This window comes from Phycisphaeraceae bacterium (genome assembly GCA_019636555.1).
Classification (GTDB): Bacteria; Planctomycetota; Phycisphaerae; order Phycisphaerales; family UBA1924; genus JAFEBO01.
Map to the genome: position 1 here is coordinate 1,106,913 of JAHBXH010000001.1, position 19,602 is coordinate 1,126,514.

At 62.5% G+C, this 19,602-nt stretch carries 18 protein-coding genes; 7 read left to right on the forward strand and 11 right to left on the reverse strand.

What is annotated here, in order from left to right; all coding sequences use genetic code 11:
* Positions 1-50: 50 nt before the first annotated feature.
* The 6 genes from KF691_04505 to KF691_04530 form a co-directional block, all read right to left on the reverse strand.
* Entirely contained in the window at positions 51-1,214 is a 1,164-nt protein-coding gene (locus KF691_04505; GenBank protein ID MBX3388697.1) for a PilZ domain-containing protein, read from the reverse strand.
* A 131-nt stretch (positions 1,215-1,345) separates the two neighbouring features.
* The gene (locus KF691_04510) at positions 1,346-4,141 is read right to left on the reverse strand and encodes a DNA gyrase subunit B (GenBank protein ID MBX3388698.1); all 2,796 of its coding nucleotides are present in this window, start codon (positions 4,139-4,141) and stop codon (positions 1,346-1,348) included.
* 227 nt (positions 4,142-4,368) lie between these two features.
* Positions 4,369-5,259 (reverse strand): hypothetical protein, encoded by an 891-nt coding sequence (locus KF691_04515; protein MBX3388699.1) that lies wholly within the window; start codon positions 5,257-5,259, stop codon positions 4,369-4,371.
* 105 nt (positions 5,260-5,364) lie between these two features.
* The gene (locus KF691_04520; protein MBX3388700.1) at positions 5,365-6,705 is read right to left on the reverse strand and encodes a L,D-transpeptidase family protein; all 1,341 of its coding nucleotides are present in this window, start codon (positions 6,703-6,705) and stop codon (positions 5,365-5,367) included.
* 91 nt (positions 6,706-6,796) lie between these two features.
* Complete coding sequence (locus KF691_04525; protein ID MBX3388701.1) at positions 6,797-7,393, reverse strand: 5-formyltetrahydrofolate cyclo-ligase; 597 nt, start codon at positions 7,391-7,393, stop codon at positions 6,797-6,799.
* On the reverse strand, positions 7,390-8,820 hold the full coding sequence (locus tag KF691_04530) for a replication-associated recombination protein A (GenBank protein MBX3388702.1): 1,431 nt from the start codon (positions 8,818-8,820) through the stop codon (positions 7,390-7,392). The genes KF691_04525 and KF691_04530 overlap by 4 nt, the downstream gene beginning before the upstream one ends.
* Before the next feature lie 147 nt (positions 8,821-8,967).
* On the opposite strand from KF691_04530, the gene KF691_04535 reads away from it, so the two are divergent.
* Positions 8,968-9,780 carry a 1-acyl-sn-glycerol-3-phosphate acyltransferase gene (locus KF691_04535; GenBank protein ID MBX3388703.1) on the forward strand — a complete coding sequence of 271 codons (813 nt, stop codon included), beginning with the start codon at positions 8,968-8,970 and terminating at the stop codon, positions 9,778-9,780.
* 210 nt (positions 9,781-9,990) lie between these two features.
* On the opposite strand, the gene KF691_04540 is transcribed toward KF691_04535, so the two are convergent.
* A complete protein-coding gene (locus KF691_04540) occupies positions 9,991-11,067 on the reverse strand; it encodes a dihydroorotate dehydrogenase (GenBank protein MBX3388704.1) in 1,077 nt (358 codons plus the stop codon).
* Here KF691_04540 and KF691_04545 point away from each other — a divergent pair.
* The 4 genes from KF691_04545 (at position 11,066) to KF691_04560 (ending at position 13,382) form a co-directional block, all read left to right on the forward strand.
* A complete protein-coding gene (locus KF691_04545; protein ID MBX3388705.1) occupies positions 11,066-11,521 on the forward strand; it encodes a hypothetical protein in 456 nt (151 codons plus the stop codon). The genes KF691_04540 and KF691_04545 overlap by 2 nt on opposite strands.
* Positions 11,522-11,648: 127 nt before the next feature.
* Entirely contained in the window at positions 11,649-12,185 is a 537-nt protein-coding gene (locus tag KF691_04550) for a hypothetical protein (GenBank protein MBX3388706.1), read from the forward strand.
* A 38-nt stretch (positions 12,186-12,223) separates the two neighbouring features.
* A complete protein-coding gene (locus KF691_04555) occupies positions 12,224-12,850 on the forward strand; it encodes a Fe(2+)-trafficking protein (GenBank protein ID MBX3388707.1) in 627 nt (208 codons plus the stop codon).
* A 229-nt stretch (positions 12,851-13,079) separates the two neighbouring features.
* The gene (locus KF691_04560; GenBank protein ID MBX3388708.1) at positions 13,080-13,382 is read left to right on the forward strand and encodes a hypothetical protein; all 303 of its coding nucleotides are present in this window, start codon (positions 13,080-13,082) and stop codon (positions 13,380-13,382) included.
* An 11-nt stretch (positions 13,383-13,393) separates the two neighbouring features.
* Here the strand turns inward: KF691_04560 and KF691_04565 are convergent, their stop codons facing one another.
* Positions 13,394-13,936: a hypothetical protein gene (locus KF691_04565; protein ID MBX3388709.1), complete on the reverse strand. Its 543-nt coding sequence runs from the start codon at positions 13,934-13,936 to the stop codon at positions 13,394-13,396.
* Positions 13,937-14,092: 156 nt separating this feature from the next.
* On the opposite strand from KF691_04565, the gene KF691_04570 reads away from it, so the two are divergent.
* Complete coding sequence (locus KF691_04570) at positions 14,093-14,929, forward strand: hypothetical protein (protein ID MBX3388710.1); 837 nt, start codon at positions 14,093-14,095, stop codon at positions 14,927-14,929.
* Positions 14,930-15,000: 71 nt separating this feature from the next.
* Here the strand turns inward: KF691_04570 and infC are convergent, their stop codons facing one another.
* From infC to KF691_04585, 3 genes are all read right to left on the reverse strand, one after another.
* On the reverse strand, positions 15,001-15,636 hold the full coding sequence (gene infC / locus KF691_04575; protein ID MBX3388711.1) for a translation initiation factor IF-3: 636 nt from the start codon (positions 15,634-15,636) through the stop codon (positions 15,001-15,003).
* A 250-nt stretch (positions 15,637-15,886) separates the two neighbouring features.
* The gene (locus tag KF691_04580; GenBank protein ID MBX3388712.1) at positions 15,887-17,329 is read right to left on the reverse strand and encodes a serine/threonine protein kinase; all 1,443 of its coding nucleotides are present in this window, start codon (positions 17,327-17,329) and stop codon (positions 15,887-15,889) included.
* Positions 17,330-17,658: 329 nt separating this feature from the next.
* Positions 17,659-18,489: a zinc metalloprotease HtpX gene (locus KF691_04585; protein ID MBX3388713.1), complete on the reverse strand. Its 831-nt coding sequence runs from the start codon at positions 18,487-18,489 to the stop codon at positions 17,659-17,661.
* A gap of 388 nt (positions 18,490-18,877) precedes the next feature.
* Between KF691_04585 and KF691_04590 the strand changes: the two genes are divergently transcribed.
* Entirely contained in the window at positions 18,878-19,576 is a 699-nt protein-coding gene (locus KF691_04590) for a 3D domain-containing protein (protein ID MBX3388714.1), read from the forward strand.
* The last annotated feature ends 26 nt before the right edge of the window (positions 19,577-19,602 follow it).

Here is a 19,602-nt window from a genome sequence, read left to right on the forward strand (position 1 = left end):
GGAAAGTCTTAGCGCGGTGGAGTCGAAGACAGGTCCGGGAAGCGCGGCGATCAGCCCGTGCGGCGCGTCGCCTGCGCGCTCTCGCACGCGCCGATCACTCTCTGAAGGACGGCCTTGGAGGATTCCACCGAGCGGGTCTGCGTGAGTGAGCGGACGGCTTGTTCGGCCAACGAGCCGATTCCGGCGAAGCCCATCGCGGGCGCCGCGGAGGCAATCTGGGAACAGACTGCCTGGGTCGCGTCGAGTTCGCTCCTGGCGAGCAGTTCGCGCAAATCGCTGGCCGATGCGTTGAGACTGCGGACGAACTCGGGCAGCATCGAGCTCTTCTCATCGTCCTGCAGCATCGAACTCACTGTCGAGGCGGCGGACCGGCCGATGATCAGGAATTCACCGATTGCCCGCGCGAAGACATCCCGCGTGAGCGGCTTGGCGAGCACCGCGGCGGGTGAGAGCTCGTTCAGGATTTTCCGACGCTCGTCGGGGCCGCGCGCCGTGACGACGAGTATCGGAGTGGAGAGCCCGGCTTCCGCCGCGGCATCAAGGAACGGTCCGAGATCAATTTTTTTCTGATCGGGATCGAGGATGATGAGGTCCGCGCCGTCCGCCGCCTGCGCCATCGCGGTCGCTTGATCGCGCGCGCAGCGCAGACGCACGTCGGTTCCCTTGAGGTAGCTCTGGACAAGCTTGCTCTCCATGTCGCTGGTGCCGGCGAGCACGATGCAGCCGCGCATCTCCTCGTCCTTCACGTTCTCGAGGGTGAACCAGTCGTCGAGCGGATCGAGTTGAAGGAACTCGGATGGCTTGATCGGCTGATCGAATCTGATCCCGAGTTGGTGGATGAGCGAGCGGACATGAGCGCAGTGGGCGACCTTGCCGCAGACGGAGACGCTGCCCCGCGCCGCGTTGCGGAAATTGAGCACGACTTTCGTTCCGAGATGAAGGAATGAATTGTGCAAGAGGGCGGCGCCGCCGCTGGAGATGTTGCGGCAGACGACGCTCAATTTGGTCGGAACGCTTCCGGCGTGATGGACTTCCATTTCGAGGGACGCGAGGCGGAACTGGCGGCGCTTGAATCGCCGCTGTTTCGCGGACGCCGCCTGATCGGCTTCATCCAGCCGCTTGAGCAGCGCAGCAAGATCCGCGATGCTCAGGCCGAGCGTGTTGATGCGTCCGACGCTCTGTTTGGTGCTGTCTCGGCCCTTGAGTTCCGCCATCGATACCCCCGACTCTCTTTATCGGGAGCATCGTGAGGCGCGATGAACGAGGCGAACGGCCCGGAGCAAGGCAACAATCGTCGCGTCCCTACAGACCGCACGCCATCGCCCGGGAAAAACGGCAACCGGCTTCAAACGTCGAGGTTCTTGACTTCCAGAGCGTGGTCCTCGATGAATTTGCGGCGGGGTTCGACTTCCTCGCCCATCAGGACCGAGAACATCGCGTCGGCGTTGCTGGCCATGTCCCAATTGACCCGCAGCAGGACCCGCTTGGTGGCGTCCATCGTGGTTTCCCACAATTGCTCGGCGTCCATTTCGCCCAGACCCTTGAACCGCTTGATCTCGAGCCCGCGCCGCCCGAGCTCGTGAAGCGACGCGAGAATCTCGAGAAGGTTGCTCGCTTCGATCACGCGTGAGTTGCGCGGCGCGATGGCTGCCTTCACAGTTCCCGTTTCGGCAGATCCTTCGGCGTCGTCGTCCATCGCGGAGTCCGTCGCTTCGGGCACGGGAGGAAGGTCGCCGGTCATAACCCAAGCGAACTTCGCCGGCATTTTTTCTCCCGCCGCGGATTCCTCTCGAACCAGCGCAAAGTCATCGATCGAGAGCCCGAGACCGCCCAGATCCAGGAAGATGCGGTCGAGTTCGCGATTCTCGTGGAGTTCGCGCACCACGGCGACGTTCTCGCCCGTGATCCCGGAACTGGAACCAGATGTGGTGCCCGCTTCGGTCGAGCCGGAGTCGGCGAGCCTGAGCTTGTGCCTCGCGACGACCTCGAGCGCCTGTTCTTCGGTCCACGCGTACTCGTCGCCGTTGCGCCAGCTCACTCGACGGGCGGGCAGCCGCCCCTTGCCGGAGGGGTCTTTCGAACGGGCGGAAAGGAGGTCGACGAACTTCACGCCGCGGCGCTCGGCGATGGTGACAAGTTCATCGAGCCGGCTGAGGAGGAAGACAACGCGTTTGAGTTTGTCGCCCTCAATGCGAGCGATCTCGGCGGCTTCGCGTCCGGGAGCTGCGTTGAGTATGTCTCGCACGACCAGCACAGCGGTCTCGAGGCCCAGATTGGTCAGAGAGTCGTCGAGCGTTTTTTCATTGAGAACGTACCAGGCGCGCTTGGCTTTGCCGTGTCCTTTGGAGACCTGATAAAGAGGCGGCTGAGCGATGTAGATGTGTCCTTTGCGCACGAGTTCGGGCATCTGGCGGAAGAAGAACGTCAGCAGGAGCGTGCGGATGTGGCTGCCGTCCACGTCGGCGTCGGTCATGATGATGATCTTGCCGTAGCGCAGCTTGCTCAGGTCGAGTTCGTTGCCGATGCCGACGCGCAGCGCCGCGATCAGCGTGCGGATTTCCTCGAAGCCGAGGATCTTGTCGATCCGGGCCTTTTCGACGTTGAGGATCTTGCCCTTCAGCGGCAAGATCGCCTGCGTTTCGACGTTGCGACCCTGGGTCGCGCTGCCGCCTGCCGAATCACCTTCGACGATGAAGATCTCGGCCTCGTCCACGTTCCGCGTCTTGCAGTCGCGGAGCTTGTGGGGCATGCTGCCGCTGTCGAGCGCGGTTTTTCGGCGCGTGAGCTCGCGAGCCTTGCGGGCGGCCTCGCGTGCCTGCGCTGCCACAATTCCTTTGAGGCAGAGTCGCTTGGCCTCCTGCGGATGCTCTTCCATCCAGCTCTCGAGCGCTTCGCCCACGGCTTGCGAGACGAATGTTTCGATCTCGGGATTGAGGAGCTTTTCCTTCGGCTGGTTGTTGAAAGTGGGGCTGGGGAGCTTGACGCTGATGATCGCGACAAGGCCTTCCCGCAGGTCTTCGCCGCTCGGCACCGGGTCCTTGTCCTTGATAATCCCGGCTTTCTTTGCGTAGGAATTCATGGTGCGGGTGAGCGCGACCTTGAACCCCTGGGCGTGTGTGCCCCCGTCGACGTTGTTGATGTTGTTCGCGAAGCTGAGAAGAGTCTCGTTGTATCCGTCGTGATACTGCATCGCGACTTCGCAGACAAGAGTCTGCTCCGGATCTTCGCGACGGAGATAGACCGGCGACGCGACGGCGTTCTTTCCGGTCATGAGGTACTGCACATATTCGAGCAGGCCGTTCTCGGCACGGAAAGTCTCGGTACGAACCTTTCCGTCCGGCCCTACCCGTTCATCGATCAGTTTGATCGTCACGCCGGGATTCAGATAGGCGAGTTCACGGGATCGCGTGGCGAGCGTTTCGTAATTGAATGTGGTGTCGGGGAAGATCGTGGGATCGGGGCGGAACGTCACGGTTGTCCCGCGGACGCGCGTGGAATTGGGCGGGATCTTTCCGACTTCGTGCAGCTTCGTGGTGACGTGTCCCTGCTCGAAGCCGATCGCGTAGATCTTGCCGTCGCGATAGACCTCGGCGTCGAGGTATTCGCTGAGCGCGTTGACGCACGAGACGCCGACTCCGTGCAGGCCGCCGGAGACCTTGTACGCGCTGCCTTCCTGCTGAAACTTTCCGCCGGCGTGCAGCTTGGTGAGCACGACCTCGATCGCGGGTTTGCCGTTGAGGTTCGGGTCGTCGTGCTTCATCGGATCGGTCGGGATGCCGCGCCCGTCGTCGATGACCTGGCAGGAACCGTCGGGCTGGATCGTGACGCTGACGAAGGTTGCGTGGCCGGCCATTGCTTCGTCGATGGAATTGTCAACGACTTCGTACACGAGGTGATGCAGCGCGTTGATGCCGGTGCCGCCGATGTACATGCCCGGTCGCTTGCGCACCGCCTCGAGTCCTTCGAGCACCTGAATCTGCTCGGCGCCGTACTTGCCGCTGGTCGCGCCCGGGGGTGTCGAAGCGGTCGGATTCGGCGTGGGGGCGCTCGGAGAAGCTTGGGTCACGGGTTTCACCTCGATGTGCACGTCGTCGGCATCGACGGCGCGCGGAGCGGCGGAATTGGGTCGGGCGCGGGTCATTGCGAAGCCTGAATCTCCTGCCGCGCAAGCGGCGTGCGAATCGCAAAACCACTCCGAAATCCAATCCGATCAAAACACAAACAATGGGCAGAAAACTTGATCACCAATGATAGGCGAGCGCCCGCAAAATCGGCGGAAAAACGGCCAATTCTTGAGCTGAGAAAAGCCCTGAAAAACAGGCGGTTTTGAGAGGACTTCGGCGTCTTCCGCCGGGGCTGCTCTCGGCCTCAATTCGTCGTTTCGTTCGCGGGGGATTTCTTGGGCGCAAACGCGCGGCGTAGATCGCTCTCGACAAACCCCGGCGGCACGCTCCCGTCGGCCGCGAAACGGTACAACGCCGCCACCAGAATCATCCGCATCGCGCTCGTGACGAGCGAAAAAACAATCAGAAGCAGCACGGTGAAGAACGCACCGATGGCAACCGGAATCCAGTGCTGAATCGAAACACTCAATGCGCCGCCGATCGCGACCGGGAGCACGCAAAGCAGAAAAAGCCCGACGTTGATCAGCCCGAGGCCGACGTTGCTGACGAGCGCCTGTCCCCAGTTCTTCGAGAGCACTTCGACCGAGCGCTTCACCGCGTCGACCGGTCCGACTTTCTCGACAACGAGCACCGGAACCACGAAGTACGTCGCGATGCTCCACGCGGCGCCGACCAGCGCCGTGATCAACTTGCCCACGAAACCGACGCGTTCCTCGATCGCGCGAAGGATGGTTCCCACCGTTGCCGAGAGCAAAGCCCAGCCGAGAATCTGCGGCAGCAGCGAAACCGCGGCGCGAAGCCCGTCTGAAACCGTCGACGCCCGCCCGTTGAACCGCTCCATGGCGCACGAAACCAGAGCGGTGTTGAAGAACACGACGATTGTGTAGTTGATGAAGTAGAAAAGGAACGTGAGCCCGAAGCCGATCGCTTTCATGCCGGCGCTGATCTCCCGCTGCTCGTGACGCTGCGCGAAGTCACCCGCGATCGCGGCAAACAAGAACGGCGCCGCGAAGGAAATCAGGACCGCGACACAGGCGATGGTGCTCAGAATCGGGAAGATGAGCAGCTGCTTGTCCTGGCGAAGGACTGCGAAGCTCTGTTTGAGTAACTCGCCGCTTTTTCGGAACAGGGCCATCGCGATCCTCCCGGAGTTCTTGGGAATCGACGCTTCAGTTTACCATGCGCGTACGTCGTCGAGCGAATCCCGGCCCAGCACGAAAAGATGTATTCGCCGAGCGAACTACGGCACGATCTTCACATCGCTGATCTGTTCGACCAGCATCTCGTAGAGCAGCTTGATGTCATCGTCGCCCAGTCGCACGCAACCCATCGACTTCTGCTGCCCGATCGAGTCCGGCTCGATCGTGCCGTGGAGGCCGTAACCGGTGATCGTCTTGCTGTCGCCGACGCCCTCAATCCCCATCCAGTATTCGCCGATCGGGTTCTTGGGATCGTCGGCGCTGAACTTTTGCCCGGTCTGCGGGTTTACCCAGTACGGGTTCACCAGCTTGCTGCGCGGCTTTACCACAAAGTTGCCGATCGGTGTGCTGTTGCCTGTACCAAGCCCGACCTTGAACGAGCGGATGTACGTCCACGAGTCGGGAACATCGGGTGAGCCTTGGAAGAGATCGAGCCTGTAGTCCCCCTTGTGGACGATCGCATGGAAGGGCCCGCGCACGAGTTTGAGTTTCTGGCCGATGCGGAGCGTGTTGCCCTTGATCCCGTTGATGCGTTCGATGAGGCGCCAGTCGGTCGCCACCTCACGGTTCCGCGTGATCTTGATCAGGTTGTCGCCGCCCTTCACGATATAGGTCTCGGTCATCGGGTCGCCCGGAAAAACCTTGGAGGAAAAGAGCAGATCGGCGTTGATGGCCGTCATCTTCTGGCGGATGCGCTCCTGGTCTTCGCGCACGGCGTTGGGATTGTGCAGCGCCTTGTTGAAAAGAGCGCGCGCCTGGACCAAGTCGCCCGCCGCGGCACGCTGTTCGGCCGCCTGTATCTGCTCCGCAACTTCGCTGGTGCTGCCGGTCGGTGCGAGCGACGTGTTCTGTTCCGGAGCGGTCACGGTTGACTTCGTCGGTGCCGGATCGGGAGAGAGATCGGGCCGGGTGACGTCCACTGGCGTCGGTCGCCCCGACGGATCGAGCGTCGGCGTGGAAGACGGAATGACGACAGGCGATGTCGAAGCGCCGGGAGTGGTCGAAGACGCGCCCGGTGGAACGATCGGCGCATCGGTCCGCAGTGGCGTCTGATTCGAGACGCCCGCCGGAGTGAGGTCTTTCGGAGAGTGGGCCGGATCGTTCGAAGGCGTCAGGGCCGCGAGCGACGGGGAGGATGCGGGTTTGGACGGGGTTACGGAGCGTGCGACGTCGGACTTGCCGTCACCGGACGGGAGTGTGCCGGTCGAAGAGCGGCGGGTGACGACGGTCAGCATCCCCCAAACAACGCCCGCGGCGAGCACAAGGGTTGCGGCGATGATCAGAACGAGCCGGGTGCCATTGGCCGCGGTCTGGGTGCGGCGGCTGTACACATATGAACGACCGATTTCGGTTTGACGCTCGGTTTGAGACGGAAGAGCCATGTACAACCTCCATGCACACACACCGCGCGGAAGAGCCCGCGGAATCAGGCCACTATCGACTCGCGAGGCCGCTCCGGCACAATCAGGACGGTCAAATCCGGATTACGCGTGATTCGGTCACGATCATCGAAACCGGCGCATCCATCGCGCCGGCGGGAATCTTCTGCCGGAGCATGCGTTCGGGGATCAGGCCGCAGGCCCTTGCACCCAGTGAATTCTCCAGCAGGAATCGATCATAGAAACCCGCTCCCCTCCCGAGGCGATTCCCCCGGGTGTCAAATCCCAGGCCGGGGACGATGACCAGATCGAGCGAACGCGGGTCGAGCCTCTCGGCACTCTCCACCGGCACCGGCACCAAAGGGCGCGAAGGGTCCCGCTTGCCGCGGTCGGCATCGCTCCAGTCTGTGACCACGACCGGGTGTAGCAGACCGGCGCTCCAATCGGTTCGAGGCACGCAGACTGTTTTGGTGGCGTGGAGCGCCTCGGTTGCAAGCGTGGAAATATCGATCTCTACCGGCATCGGGGAATAAAGCAGGATTCGCGTCGCTGCTTTCCATTCTGGGAGGCTTTGGAGTTGGCGTACGACGCCATCGGAAACCGATGCGAGTTCATGTGCGGGCAAGGCTCGCCACAGGGCGCGGAGTTCGGCGCGTGCCGCCTGCTTTTCCGCGACGAGTTCGCCGGTCATGACTCTCCCTCGCGCCGGGGGAGGCGGCCTTCGCGCCGAAGGCGCCGGAGCTCTTCGAGTCGGTCTCCGAGCGCCTTCTCCAGCCCGCGATCGGTGGGGCGGTAGTAAATCTTCTCGACGCCCAGGTAATCCTGATCGTTGATCGCGCCCGAATCGGCGTGGCTGTAGCGATAGCCGGTCCCGTTTGCGGGGCCGGCGCCGGGCGCCGGCGGCGCGGCATTCCCATCGCGCAGGTGCACCGGCACTGCGATCGTGCGACCTTCCTTCACATCTGCGAGCGCTTCATCGATCGCGACATAACTCGCGTTGCTCTTGGGCGCGAGCGCGAGATAGGTCGTCGCCTGCGCGAGGATGATGCGCCCTTCGGGCATGCCGATGCGTTCGAGCAGTTCCCACGCGCTCTGCGCCACCATGATGCCGCGCGGATCGGCGTTGCCGATGTCTTCGCTCGCGAGGATCGCAAGGCGGCGTGCGATGAATCGCGGGTCTTCTCCGGCATCGAGCATCCGCGCAAGCCAGTAGATCGCGGCGTCCGGATCGCTTCCCCGCACGCTCTTGATGAACGCGCTGATGGTGTTGTAGTGCTCGTCGCCCGTGCCGTCGTAGACCGCGGCCTTTTGCTGGATGCTGTCCTCGGCGGCGGCACGGTCGATTCGGAGAGGTGTCGAGGTGTCAAGGTGTCGGGGTGACAAGGGAACGGAAACCTGCCCCTCGACACCTTGAAACCTTGACACCTTGGCACCTTCTGAAACAACCGCCACTTCCAGCGCGGTCAAAGCCCGCCTCGCATCGCCGTCGCACTTGGTCGCCCAGACTCGCAGCGCCTCATCGTCCACGCGGAGTTCGAGTTTGCCGTAGCCGCGCTCCGGGTCGGCGATCGCGCGCCGGAGCACGCCCACGATGTCGTCCTCGGTGAGCGGCTCGAGCCTGAAGAGCGTGCTGCGGCTGACGAGCGCGCTGTTCACGGCAAAGAGCGGGTTCTCGGTGGTCGCGCCGACGAGCGTGAGAATGCCGCGCTCGACATCGGCGAGGAGCACATCCTGCTGCGGCTTGGTAAAGCGGTGGATCTCATCGAGAAACAGGACGGTGCGCCGGCCGCTGCGTTCGAGGCGGATCGCCGCTTCGTCGAGAATCTCGCGGATTCGTTTCACGCCGACGCTCGAGGCGTTCTCGCGCTCGAAGTGGCGCTTGGTGAACTGCGCGATCAGTTCCGCGAGCGTGGTTTTGCCCGTTCCGGGAGGACCGTGGAGGATGAGCGACGTAATGACGTCGGCCTCGAGCATGCGCCGGAGAAGCTTGCCCGGTCCCAGGATGTGCTGCTGCCCGGCGAATTCTTCGAGCGTGCGAGGGCGCATCCGCACCGCAAGGGGCTCAACTGCCCGGCGGCTCTGCTCGCGCTGTCCTGCCCATAAATCGCCGCGATCCATCGCGAACCGATCCTTTCGTTCGCTGCGAAATCCTGCAGCGCGCGAGTGTACACCCCCGCGTCCGCACCCAAACATCTGCAGACCATTCAAAACTGTTCGCTGCCGCCACTCGACAACGCAAGTTTGCAAAGGCTAGCATCGCTTCACGTGGCCTTCACACTGATCTGGTTCTGCATTCTCGTCGCGGCGGTGCTCGGCCTTCTCGCCTGGGGAAGCGCCACGCTGCTGCAAAATGACCGCCGCGATCCGATGGCAGGTCTGCTCGTTGGCCTTATGCGCCTGTACGCTCGAGTCGTTCAGCGGGTGCGGGTGGAGGGGCGTCAATACATTCCGAACCAGATCCACGCGGGTCCGCTCATCGTGGTTTCCAATCACACCGCGGGCGCGGATATTCCGATTCTTCAGAGCCTTTGCCGCTTCGAGATCCGCTGGATCATGGCGCGCTCGATGCAAATCGAGAGTCTGCAGTGGTTCTGGGAGTGGGCGAATGTGATCGGCGTCGATCTCGGTGCGCGCGACACGACTGCGATCCGCGAAGCGATGCGCCACGTCGTTTCCGGTGGCGTTCTGGGCATCTTCCCCGAGGGCGGGCTCGAGCGGCCGGCGCGCCAGATCATGCCATTCCAGCCGGGTGTCGGCCTGCTCGTCAAGAAAACCGGCGCGCGCGTGTTGCCGATCCTGATCGAAGGAACACCACAGGTCGAACCGGCGTGGGCGAGCCTGTGGCGCTTCGGGCGGGCGCGAGTCCGTGCGTTCCCGATCATCGACTATTCAAAATCTGGGCTGAGCGCGAGCGAGATTGTTCAGGACCTGCAGCGCCGCTATGAAGAGTGGTCGGGCTGGCCTTTGAATCCGCGCGGACCCAAACCGGAACGAACCTCAAAGGCCGGCACATGCGATGGCATCAGCACGGCCACGGTCCCGGTATCCGAAGTCCGCTCCGCCCGAAACGCGGCATGAATCTGCTGGATCATCCGTGCCATCGCTGCGAAATCAGGTGTTCGCCGCAGAGCGATCTGCGAATTCTGGCCGTCAATTTGGTGCCCGTCGCCGCTCTGATCACCGCTCTGGATTTCACCCTTCTTCTTTGTTCTTTGTGTCCTCTGTGACTCTGTGGTGAAATTCCAATCGTCGGGTCCGGCGCTCTGTGCGAGATTCGGCGAACGCGGACTAGCGCGCCGGTAATTTCACCGCGCCGACCAACTCGGAAATATTCGTTGCTCCCTGATCCGAGACCCACCTGCTCAATCCCTGCGCGATCTTCTTGGGCGCGCGTGGGTCCACAAATAGAGCCGTGCCGATGCCGATCGCGCTCGCGCCGGCCAGCACAAATTCCGCGGCATCCTCCCAATTCATCACGCCGCCAAGCCCCACGATCGGAGTCTGAGTCTGTTTGCAGATGCCGCGGTACGCATCGTGCACCAGCTTCACCGCGATCGGGTGAATCGCGGGCCCGCTCAAGCCTCCCGTGACGTTCGACAGCCGCGGCTCGCGCGTGCGCACGTCGATTGTCATCGCCGGAACCGTGTTCGCAATCACCATCGCGTCGGCGCCCGGCCGCTGATTCGGGCCCGCAGGTCCCGCGCCGCTCTCGATCGCTCCGCGGCAGATCGCGACGACGCCGGACTCTCTTTTCGTCGCATATCCCATCACAGCCGGAGAAATCTTGACGAACAGCCGCGTCTTCTTCAGCACCGGACGAATCGCGGAGATCAACTCGCGCAGCAGCCCGGGCTCCGCACCGAATTCGCACCCGTGCTTGACGTTCGGGCAACTGACGTTCACTTCGACCGCCGGAATCGCGGCAACTTCATCCATCGCCGCCGCGACCGCGACGTAGTCATCCACGCTGAACCCCGAAATCGACCCGATGATGATCGGCTTTTCCGAAGCCCCCTCCCTGAGGGAGGGGGTTGGGGGAAGGGAGTGTCTTCCGCCAGCTGAAACTCCCGCAAACTCTTCAATCCTCGGCACGATCTCGCTCTTGAACCGCTCAAGCCCCACATTCGCCAGTCCGATCGCGTTCATCATGCCCGCGCGGTGCTCGATGATCCGCCATGTCGCGTTCCCTTCGCGCGGCTCGCGCGTGATCGACTTCGTCACGATCGCGCCAATACCGCCCGTCGGGGAGAGGTCCGTTACTTCCGCAAGTTCATCGACATAGCCGCAGGTGCCGGCGGCGAGGACGAGGGGCGATCGCAATTCCATCCCTGCGATCGCGATTGAAATTGCGATTGGTTTGCTCATGGACGACCAACCGTATCATGACTCCGTGCGCGAGGTGACGTGTCCGGTTTGCCAGTATGGGTTGACCGCGCTCGTCGATCGCGGCGGCGATCTTGTTGTCTGTCCCGAGTGCGGACTTCGGTCGACGGCACGCAACCTTCTGAAGCCCCGTCATCTCGTCTTGCGCGTTCGACGGAGCGACATCCTGGCTCCGGTCGGGCTTGCCGCTGCGATTGGCATCGTTGCGTGGTTGATCCCCTCGGTGATGGACTCGCCGTTCGGAGTGTTCGTTGCGTTTCTCGGTCCGATGTTTCTCATCGCGACCATGAGTTTTCTCCGAATGCGCGAGTATCGGTCGCGCCCGGGCTATTGGTCCAGCTTCTGTCGGGCGGTCGCCTTTCGCTCGATGCTTGTGTGGGCAATCTGTATGGTGGCGGCAACCGTGGGTATCGTGGCATTGATCTTGGCTTCGTGAATCCAAATGGTCTTTGTCTATGCGGTGCCTCGAGGCCGGGAGGTCTTGCCTCGGATCACCCAATCCGAAAACATGGGTTAGGTCCGTCTGCTCATCGACATGGAGCAGCCTTCACTCGGCAACGCCTATGCCCAGGCGGGTCGCCATCGCGACGAAAGCAACTGAAGTTGTGAACAACAAGTTCGTCGCGACGAAAACGTATCATCAGACTCCGGTGAGCGAACGAGTCTGTCCACATTGCGGATACGACCTGCGCGAGCAGTTCAAGCGCGACGGCGATCCAGTTGTCTGCCCCGAGTGCGGCAAATCAGTTCGGTCTGAGGATTGCCTGATTCCCAAGGTCTTTTTTTGGCGCGTTCCCGTTCTGTGCGTCGCTATCCCGCAAACCTTGGCCATGTCGACCATGTTCGGTTTGCGGGGCGAATATGCCGCTGGGATCCCACTCTTTGTTTTTGGTGCGGGCGTCATCGGAGTCGTCGCGGCTTCCATTACGGGCGCCGCGCGGACGTGGAATCGCATCGGCGAGCGCGTCCCCCGCGGCAGGCGGATCGCATGGACGACCGCGGCAGTACTTGAGAACGGTTTCGCTGCGGGAGTGACAGCGTTTGCTTTGATGTTTCCCTTCATGGTGATCGCTCTGATCTGGCGTGAAGCGACCAAGTGATGGGCGAATGCATTGCCGCGTCGCGCGTACCCTCCGGTATGGACATCGCCCAGCGCATCGCCCAGTTCGAGAACATGGTCCAGGCCGATCCGACCAACGACATGGCGCACTACTCCCTCGGCAACGCCTACGCCCAGGCAGGTCGTCACCGCGACGCCGCCGAGAGCTACGTCCGCTGTTTCCGAATCAACAAGGACATGTCAAAGGCCTATCAGCTCGCCGGCGCCGAGTTCATCGCCTGCAATGACAAGCCGCTCGCGACCGAAGTCCTGAAAGAGGGCTACACCGTCGCGGCGCAGCGCGGCGACTTCATGCCGAAGAAAGCTATCGGCGACTTGCTCAAGCAGCTCGGCGAAACGCCGCCGGAAGTCGCGGGCGCGAAGGCCGAAGCCGCGATGCCCGAAGGCACGTTCGTGTGTAAGAGAACCGGTCGCCCGGGCAGCAAACTCCCGCGCCCGCCGTTCAAGGGGCCGGTCGGGAACTGGATCTTCGAGAACATCTCGGCCGAAACCTGGCGCGAGTGGATCGGTCAGGGAACCAAAGTCATCAACGAACTCCGGCTGGATCTCTCACGCGACGATCACGCCGAGACGTACGACCAGCACATGCGCGAGTATCTCGGGATCGACGAGGCGCTGCTGCGTGAGTTGGCGGCAAAGGCGTAAGCCCAAAGCGAAGAGAACGCGGAGCACGCAGAGTTGGCGGAGGTTCGCGGAGTCGGAACTCAGAAATGAGTTCGGGTGCTCGTACCTGAACGTCGTCCTCTGTTCCGACCTCCATCGCGTTGTTTATGCCATTCTCGCCTTTCCCTCCGCGCCACTCCGCTCACTCGGCGCACTCCGCGTTCTCTCCATTCCCCGACGTCCCGCCCCGACTCGCTCATACGCTTCGCCCATGCGCCGCGGCCAATCTCATCGCCCCAACGACCACGATCCTGAAGCGTTCAGCAAGCAGCAGTTGCTCGATGCCGCGGACATCTCCTCGAAGACGTTCGATGCGATCCGCAAGGCATCGCGCGTGCGCGGTCCTGGCCACGGCGGCCTGAACTGGATGTTCAGCCGCGCCGAGATCGAGGCGATCATCAAGAAGGCCGAAAGCGGCACGTTCACCGAGCGCGGACCCGCCGCGGCAGAAGCGTGGAGGCTTCTATTGCAGAACGGTGCGCCGAGCGAAGACTCAGAGGATGAATTCGAGTAGACCGTCGCGAACTACTTGGGCGCAAACGGATCATCTTTTTCATCGTTGACACCAAGCGCTTGGTGTCCGAGATTGCCTTGCTTGATCGCTTCCTGCAGCAGCGACTTTGCTTCTTCGGTCTTTCCCGCGGCGACCGCCTCTTCGAGGCTGATCAGTGTCTTCAGCACCGAAAGCAGGTCGGTGCGGTAGTCGCGTTTCATTTTTTCCTTCGCCGCGTCATCTGCCGCCTTCGCCAAAATATCGTTCGGCACGGGAAGACCCTTTGCGATGATGCATCCCCGCTCCATCTCGTTGATCAGCGTCAGGTTTTCGTCTTTCTTCGAGACATCGCCGATCTGCGGCTCGAGCCTTTCGAGGTTTCGGCCCATGATCTTCATGGCGCCCTCGACGCTGATCCGGCGCTCGCCTTGAGGCCGCCCTTCCGGTCCTCCCGGTTGACGGGGGCGCTGACCCTCCTGCGCCGGCTGCTCGGCGCGGGCGAGTGAAACGGATGAATCGCCAGGACCGGCGAGCGAGGCGAGCGAAAGGCAAACGGCAGTCGCGATCGAAAGCATGGAACCTCCAGAAGGGCGTGGCGGGGGCGCGAGTGTAAAAAGGCTGCCAGTCTACCCCCGGGGCCGGCCACCTACAGCGCTCGATCTGCAATACTGGTTCGGTCCCCGCGTTCTTGGTGGGTCGAAGTGATGGAAAATCCTCTACGGAGAGAATCAATGAAGTACGGCAGGATGGTCGTATGCGGCATCGCGGCGAGCGTGCTCTCGATGGGCGCGCTGGCGCAGGATCAGAAACCCGAGCAAGGCCCCGGTCAGCGCGGGCCCGGCCAACGCGGACCCGGCGAGGGTGGCCCGCGTCAGGGTGGGGGCGGAATGGGTGGCATGGGCGCGCGCCAGCTGAGCCCGGAGCGTGCGGCGGCGGCATGGAACGCGGAAGCGACCGGCGTTGCTTCCCGTGTCGGACTCAACGCCGAACAGACCAAAGCGACGGTGGCGGCGTACGTCGCGGCGCGTGAAAGCCAGCGCGCGATCGGCGACAAGACGCGCGAAGAGATGATGCAGAAGGCGCGCGACGAGGGGCCGAACCCCGAGATGATGCGCGACATGATGAAGAAGATTGAAGAAGTGAACGCTTCCGAACGCGAGAAACTTCAGCAGGCGCTCACGACGGCGATCGGCGCCGATGCGACCGCCAAGGTCATGCCTTCGCTCGGTCTCTTCAGCCGCCAGTGGGACAGCGTCGTCGATGTGTTCTCGACCTTCAAGCTCGAGTCCGCGGCAAACCAGACTGGTCTGAACGCGATCGAGGAATACGCGATTTCGAATGCCGCGGCGCAGGCGAAGATGCGTGAAATGCAGGCGAACCGCGATGCCGAGGGCGGCCAGCCGGACCGCGAGGGCATGCGTGCCGCGGCACAAGAGGGACGGCAGAAACTCATCGATGCGATGAAGCCGATCCTCAACAAGGAGCAGCTCACCAAGCTCGAAGAGGCGATGCCGGGCGCTGGCCGCGGCGGACCGGGCGGTGGCCGTCGCGGCGGGGGCGGCTCGTAAGCGACTCATACTCTGAGAAACGAAAAAGCCCCGAGTCCGGGGCTTTTTCTTGTGCTGATTGCGAAGCAAACTCAATCTTCGTCGTGATCGTCCTGCGCGTTCTGTGCCGCGACCTGGGCTTCGAGTTCTTCCATGCTCTTTTCTTCTTTGACTTTTTCACCGCGTGCGATCGCCGCGGCCTTTTCCTTCTCGAGCTTGCGCTTGAGCGCATCGATCTTTACGCGATCGGGCGCGACGATGATGCTCGCCTGCTTGCCCATCCAGCGCGGCGTCTGTTCGATCTTGCACACGTCGGCGAGCGCATCGGCAACCTGGCGCAGATTCTGAAGGCCGAGGTCGCGGTGAGCGATCTCGCGACCCTTGAACTTCTGCGTCACCATCACCTTGTGGCCGTCGATCAGGAAACGCCGGCTTTGCTCGATGCGGATCTGAATATCGTGCTCGCCGATCTTGACCGAGCGGCCGAGGCGCACTTCCTTCATTTCGGTGGACTTGGATGCGGCCCGCGTCTTCCGAGCTTTCTGCGAAAGCTCGTACTTGTACTTGCCATAGTCCATGATTTTGCACACCGGCGGGCGTGCATCGGGCGAGATCTCGACGAGGTCGAGCCCGAGTTCCTGCGCTCGTTTGAGCGCATCAGGAGTTTCGAGTACTCCCAACTGCTCTTCTTCCGGCCCGATCACGCGGATGGGCGAGAAGCGGATCATGAAATTCACACGTGTCCGGATGACCGGACCGCTGTCGCGACTGAATCGACCGAATGCGATGGGAAACCCTCCTGGTAAAGTTGGCGCCGGTCGTGCTGACAACCGGGAAACACTCCCGATCTTGCACGCCGCTTCTAAAAAAACAAACGCAACTTCCTCTGGCCCGGAATCCTAACAGATCACGGCCTCGGAAGCAACGTCCGAACGTCCGGATTGCGCGAAATGAGCGGTATTTCAGGGAGAAATCGGCTCATCCGCGCATGAGCAAAATGATGTTGAAGCCCACACTCACGACGAGGCTGACGATGAGCCCGAGCACCAGATACGGGTTCGGCGTCCGGCGCGCCGACATGCGATCTTGGGGGATGAACGCTTCGGCCGCGTGCTCGGCTTCGACGAGCGCCGAGATGTCTTCCTGCGGCAGGACATCCTTGTGCGCCAGCGGAGGCGACTCCTTGCGTCGCACCGCGCGCAGATCGATGAGCAGATCCTTGCACGACTTGTACCGTGTGCGCGGGTCCTTGGCCATCATCATCTCGATGATCTCGGAGATGCCCGCGCTGAGTTTGGGGTTCACGTGGTCGGGCGGAACGAGCTCGGACTTCAGATGTTTGTGCATCACGGCCGACGGGTTCTTGCCGTCGAACGGCACGGTTCCCGCGACCATGTGATAGAGCGTGGCGCCGAGCGAATAGATGTCCGCCGCGGCGGTGATGTTCACTTCGCCCCGGATCTGCTCGGGGCTGATGTAGTACGGCGTGCCGAACGCTTTGCCCGCTTCGGCCTCGGCCATTTCTTTGTCGTTCATCGCGCGGGCGAGGCCCATGTCGGCCAGTTTCGCGACGCCCTCGCGCGTGATCATGATGTTCTTGGGCTTGACGTCGCGGTGGATCAGGCCTTTTTCGTGCGCGTGCTGGAGCGCCTCGGCGATCTGGATGATGACATCGATCGCTTCGCCCTCGGGGTAGCGCTTGTGCTTGACGATGTCGTCGAACACGGTGCGCCCGTCGACAAACTCCATGACGAAGTAGTGGAACTCGCCCGACTTGCCGACGTCGTAGGCCTGAACGATGTTCGGGTGATTGAGCGCCGCCGCGGCGCGGCCCTCGGCGTAAAAGCGCTCGATGAACTGCGGGTTGCTGCTGAACTTGCGGGGCAGGATCTTGATCGCGACGACACGATCGAGGCTGAGCTGCTTGGCCTTGTGCACAGTCGCCATCGCGCCCGCGCCGAGCTTGCCGAGGAACTTGTAGCCGGCGATCTTCTGTCCGCTCCGCTCGGCTTCGAGCTGCTGCTTGAGACGCGCGAGCTGGCGCTCCGTCGCGTAGCGGTTGTTGACCAGCACGTGCATGAGCGACGCCTGGTTCTGCTCTTCCGACTGGTTCTGGCGCACCATCGCGAGACAGTGCTCGACTTCTTCGGAAGTCGCGAGTCCCGCATCGACGACCATGCGCGCCACGAGCGTGTCGACATTTGTGCCGCCCTTGGCAACTTCCTGGAGGTCGCTCTCGATCGACTGCACGGACGGCGCCGGGCCTGGGTCTTTCGCGACCAAGTGAGGGGTCGCCCCGGGATCACCTGCCTTGGAGCCCATACGCGCGGTGTCGCCGGACGAGCCGGCGCGGCTGCCGCTAAGCGGGTTGGTATCTCCCGCGTCGGGCTTGAGAGGGATGGAACCGGAATTGTCGGTCACAGAATGTCGTCCATGTCCATTCGAGGTCGCCGCATGACCATTCGTAGTCAACGCATCCCGGCTCAACGTTTCTCGGCGAATAACCGGGTTATCGGCCGGAAGAATAGCGGGAATTGGCCGACCTGCCGGTTCCCTGCGATTTGGATCAAAATTCGACATCATGTCGCGAGACTCCGCCCATCGCGCCGGGGCAAAAAGCTGCGACCATTCCGCCACGATGAAGAGGCGTCCTCGGGCCTCTCTATTGATGCCATACGCAATCGGAGAGCGTTCGGTTTCCGGCGGCGGACCCCGGGTCGGTGGCCTTTTCAGTGGTTCCTTGCGGGCCGTTACATCCGGGACAAGGCGGCAACTCGCGCTTCGGTCGGAGGATGGCTTGCAAAGAGATTGAGGAGCGAATTGCCGACGAGCGGCTCGACGATGAACATGCTGTTCTGCGCCGGGTTGGGATTCCGCATCGGGATCCGCTGGCTGTACGCATCGAGCTTTTGGAGTGCCGCGATCAGACCGCGCGGCGAGCCGGCGATCAGCGCGCCATCGTGGTCGGCGACGAACTCGCGGCTCCGGCTGATCATCGCCTTGATGAGCGCAGCGCCGACGGCGGCGAGAATGATGGCAAGGAACGCAAGCAGCGGGTTGGTTCCTTCCCGGCCTCGTCCGCCGAGCAGAAAACCCCACTGCGCCACAAACGCGAGAACACCAGAAATCGTTGCCGCAATGGTGCTTGTGAGCGTATCGCGGTTCTTGATGTGCGCCAGTTCGTGTCCGATCACGCCCGCCAGTTCATCGCGATTGAGCAGCTGCAGCGCGCCCTGGGTGACCGCGACGGCGGCTTTGCTCGGGCTTCGCCCGGTCGCGAATGCGTTGGGCGCGTCGTGCGGGCAGATGTACACGCGGGGCATCGGCAGCCCGGCTCGACGGCTGAGATCTTCCACCATGGGATAGAGCTCGCCTCCATTCTCGCGCGTGACTTCCCTCCCCTGCATCGAAGCGATCGCGATCTTGTCCGAAAAGAACCATGCGCCGAAATTCGTGATCAGGCCGAAGATCAGCGCGATCGTGAGTCCCTGCTGCCCGTAGAAACTACCCACAAACAGAAAGAGCCCCATCAACCCGCCGAGAAGAACCGCAGTCTTGAAGTTGTTGGCGAATCGAACCAAGTCATGCCTCCTGCTCGCGCACTTCTCGTGCGCGTGTTATGACACTGTGCATACGGCTTGCCATTTCGCCGGTTCTCGGGCGAAGCCGCCAGCGGGCCTGAAGTGATTTTCCGGTGTGGCGGCGACTCGGAGATGCCCTCCGCGGAGGGTTTTCCTAACAAAACGCTGCCAATTTGACGGTTGGAACGACCGTACCGGTGCATTCGATCGGTCGTCACTCCGACTTTGCGTCACGTCCGGTAACTATTCGCATCGAAATTGAAGGTGGGGTATCCTTCAACCTGCTGCGGCGAGGCTTGTGACCACTCACGAGTTTCGACGGACATCCGCGGGTCGCGTGGAGCGCGCGACAACGGTCTGGGGCTGGATGCCCCAAGGAATCGAAGAAGTGAAGACTCGAACGGATGTCCGGACGCTATCTCCTTGGCGCGTACAGGGTTGGCGAATTGCGCTGCGGTTTGGGATTTCGGCGGCTGCCGCGGTTTCGTTGCTTGGACTGACCGCGTATTCGGCGGTGCTGGCGAAGGAAGCTCGCTCGGCGCAGCCGCTCGCCGCGATCGAAGTGATCAACGCGGACGCACCTTCGGGCCCGCTCCCGTCCCAGCAGCGCGCGGAGTCGCCCCAAAAAAATCAAGTTTCCGACGATCGTGCGACGGATCGGCGCGCCGAGGCTCATCCGGCCACCAAGATTTTCCCTGCGGGCACGCGTTTTTTTGACGGCCGCCCGGTCCGCGCGGCCCGGACGATCGAGATGGTCGTGACGGCGTACAGCCCGGACGGGCGTTCGTGCGGTTCATTTGCCGATGGCATGACCGCCACGCTGCACCACGTTTCGACGAACGGCACCAAGCTCGTCGCGGCCGATCCGAAGCTGCTGCCGTACGGAGCGCTCCTCACGATCCCGGGATACGACGCCGGGAATGTGGTGCCGGTCCTCGATTGCGGCGGTGCGATCAAGGGCAACAGGCTCGACGTGCTGTTTCCCACCCACGAAGAGGCTCGCAAGTGGGGCGTGCGCAAGATCAAGGTGACGGTGTGGGACTACGCGGACGGGCTTCCTCGCGAGAATCCGCGAAAGAAGCGATAAGCGGATTTGTACCTGCCGAATTTGTT

Coding starts and splice junctions, on each gene's coding strand:
- KF691_04510 (MBX3388698.1), bottom strand. CDS start 4,141: ATGACCCGCGCCCGACCCAATTCCGCCGCTCCGCGCGCCGTCGATGCC.
- KF691_04540 (MBX3388704.1), bottom strand. CDS start 11,067: ATGAGCAAACCAATCGCAATTTCAATCGCGATCGCAGGGATGGAATTG.
- KF691_04515 (MBX3388699.1), bottom strand. CDS start 5,259: ATGGCCCTGTTCCGAAAAAGCGGCGAGTTACTCAAACAGAGCTTCGCA.
- KF691_04555 (MBX3388707.1), top strand. CDS start 12,224: ATGGACATCGCCCAGCGCATCGCCCAGTTCGAGAACATGGTCCAGGCC.
- KF691_04570 (MBX3388710.1), top strand. CDS start 14,093: ATGAAGTACGGCAGGATGGTCGTATGCGGCATCGCGGCGAGCGTGCTC.
- KF691_04525 (MBX3388701.1), bottom strand. CDS start 7,393: ATGACCGGCGAACTCGTCGCGGAAAAGCAGGCGGCACGCGCCGAACTC.
- KF691_04530 (MBX3388702.1), bottom strand. CDS start 8,820: ATGGATCGCGGCGATTTATGGGCAGGACAGCGCGAGCAGAGCCGCCGG.
- KF691_04545 (MBX3388705.1), top strand. CDS start 11,066: ATGGACGACCAACCGTATCATGACTCCGTGCGCGAGGTGACGTGTCCG.
- KF691_04520 (MBX3388700.1), bottom strand. CDS start 6,705: ATGGCTCTTCCGTCTCAAACCGAGCGTCAAACCGAAATCGGTCGTTCA.
- KF691_04565 (MBX3388709.1), bottom strand. CDS start 13,936: ATGCTTTCGATCGCGACTGCCGTTTGCCTTTCGCTCGCCTCGCTCGCC.
- KF691_04505 (MBX3388697.1), bottom strand. CDS start 1,214: ATGGCGGAACTCAAGGGCCGAGACAGCACCAAACAGAGCGTCGGACGC.
- infC (MBX3388711.1), bottom strand. CDS start 15,636: ATGATCCGCTTCTCGCCCATCCGCGTGATCGGGCCGGAAGAAGAGCAG.
- KF691_04550 (MBX3388706.1), top strand. CDS start 11,649: ATGCCCAGGCGGGTCGCCATCGCGACGAAAGCAACTGAAGTTGTGAAC.
- KF691_04560 (MBX3388708.1), top strand. CDS start 13,080: ATGCGCCGCGGCCAATCTCATCGCCCCAACGACCACGATCCTGAAGCG.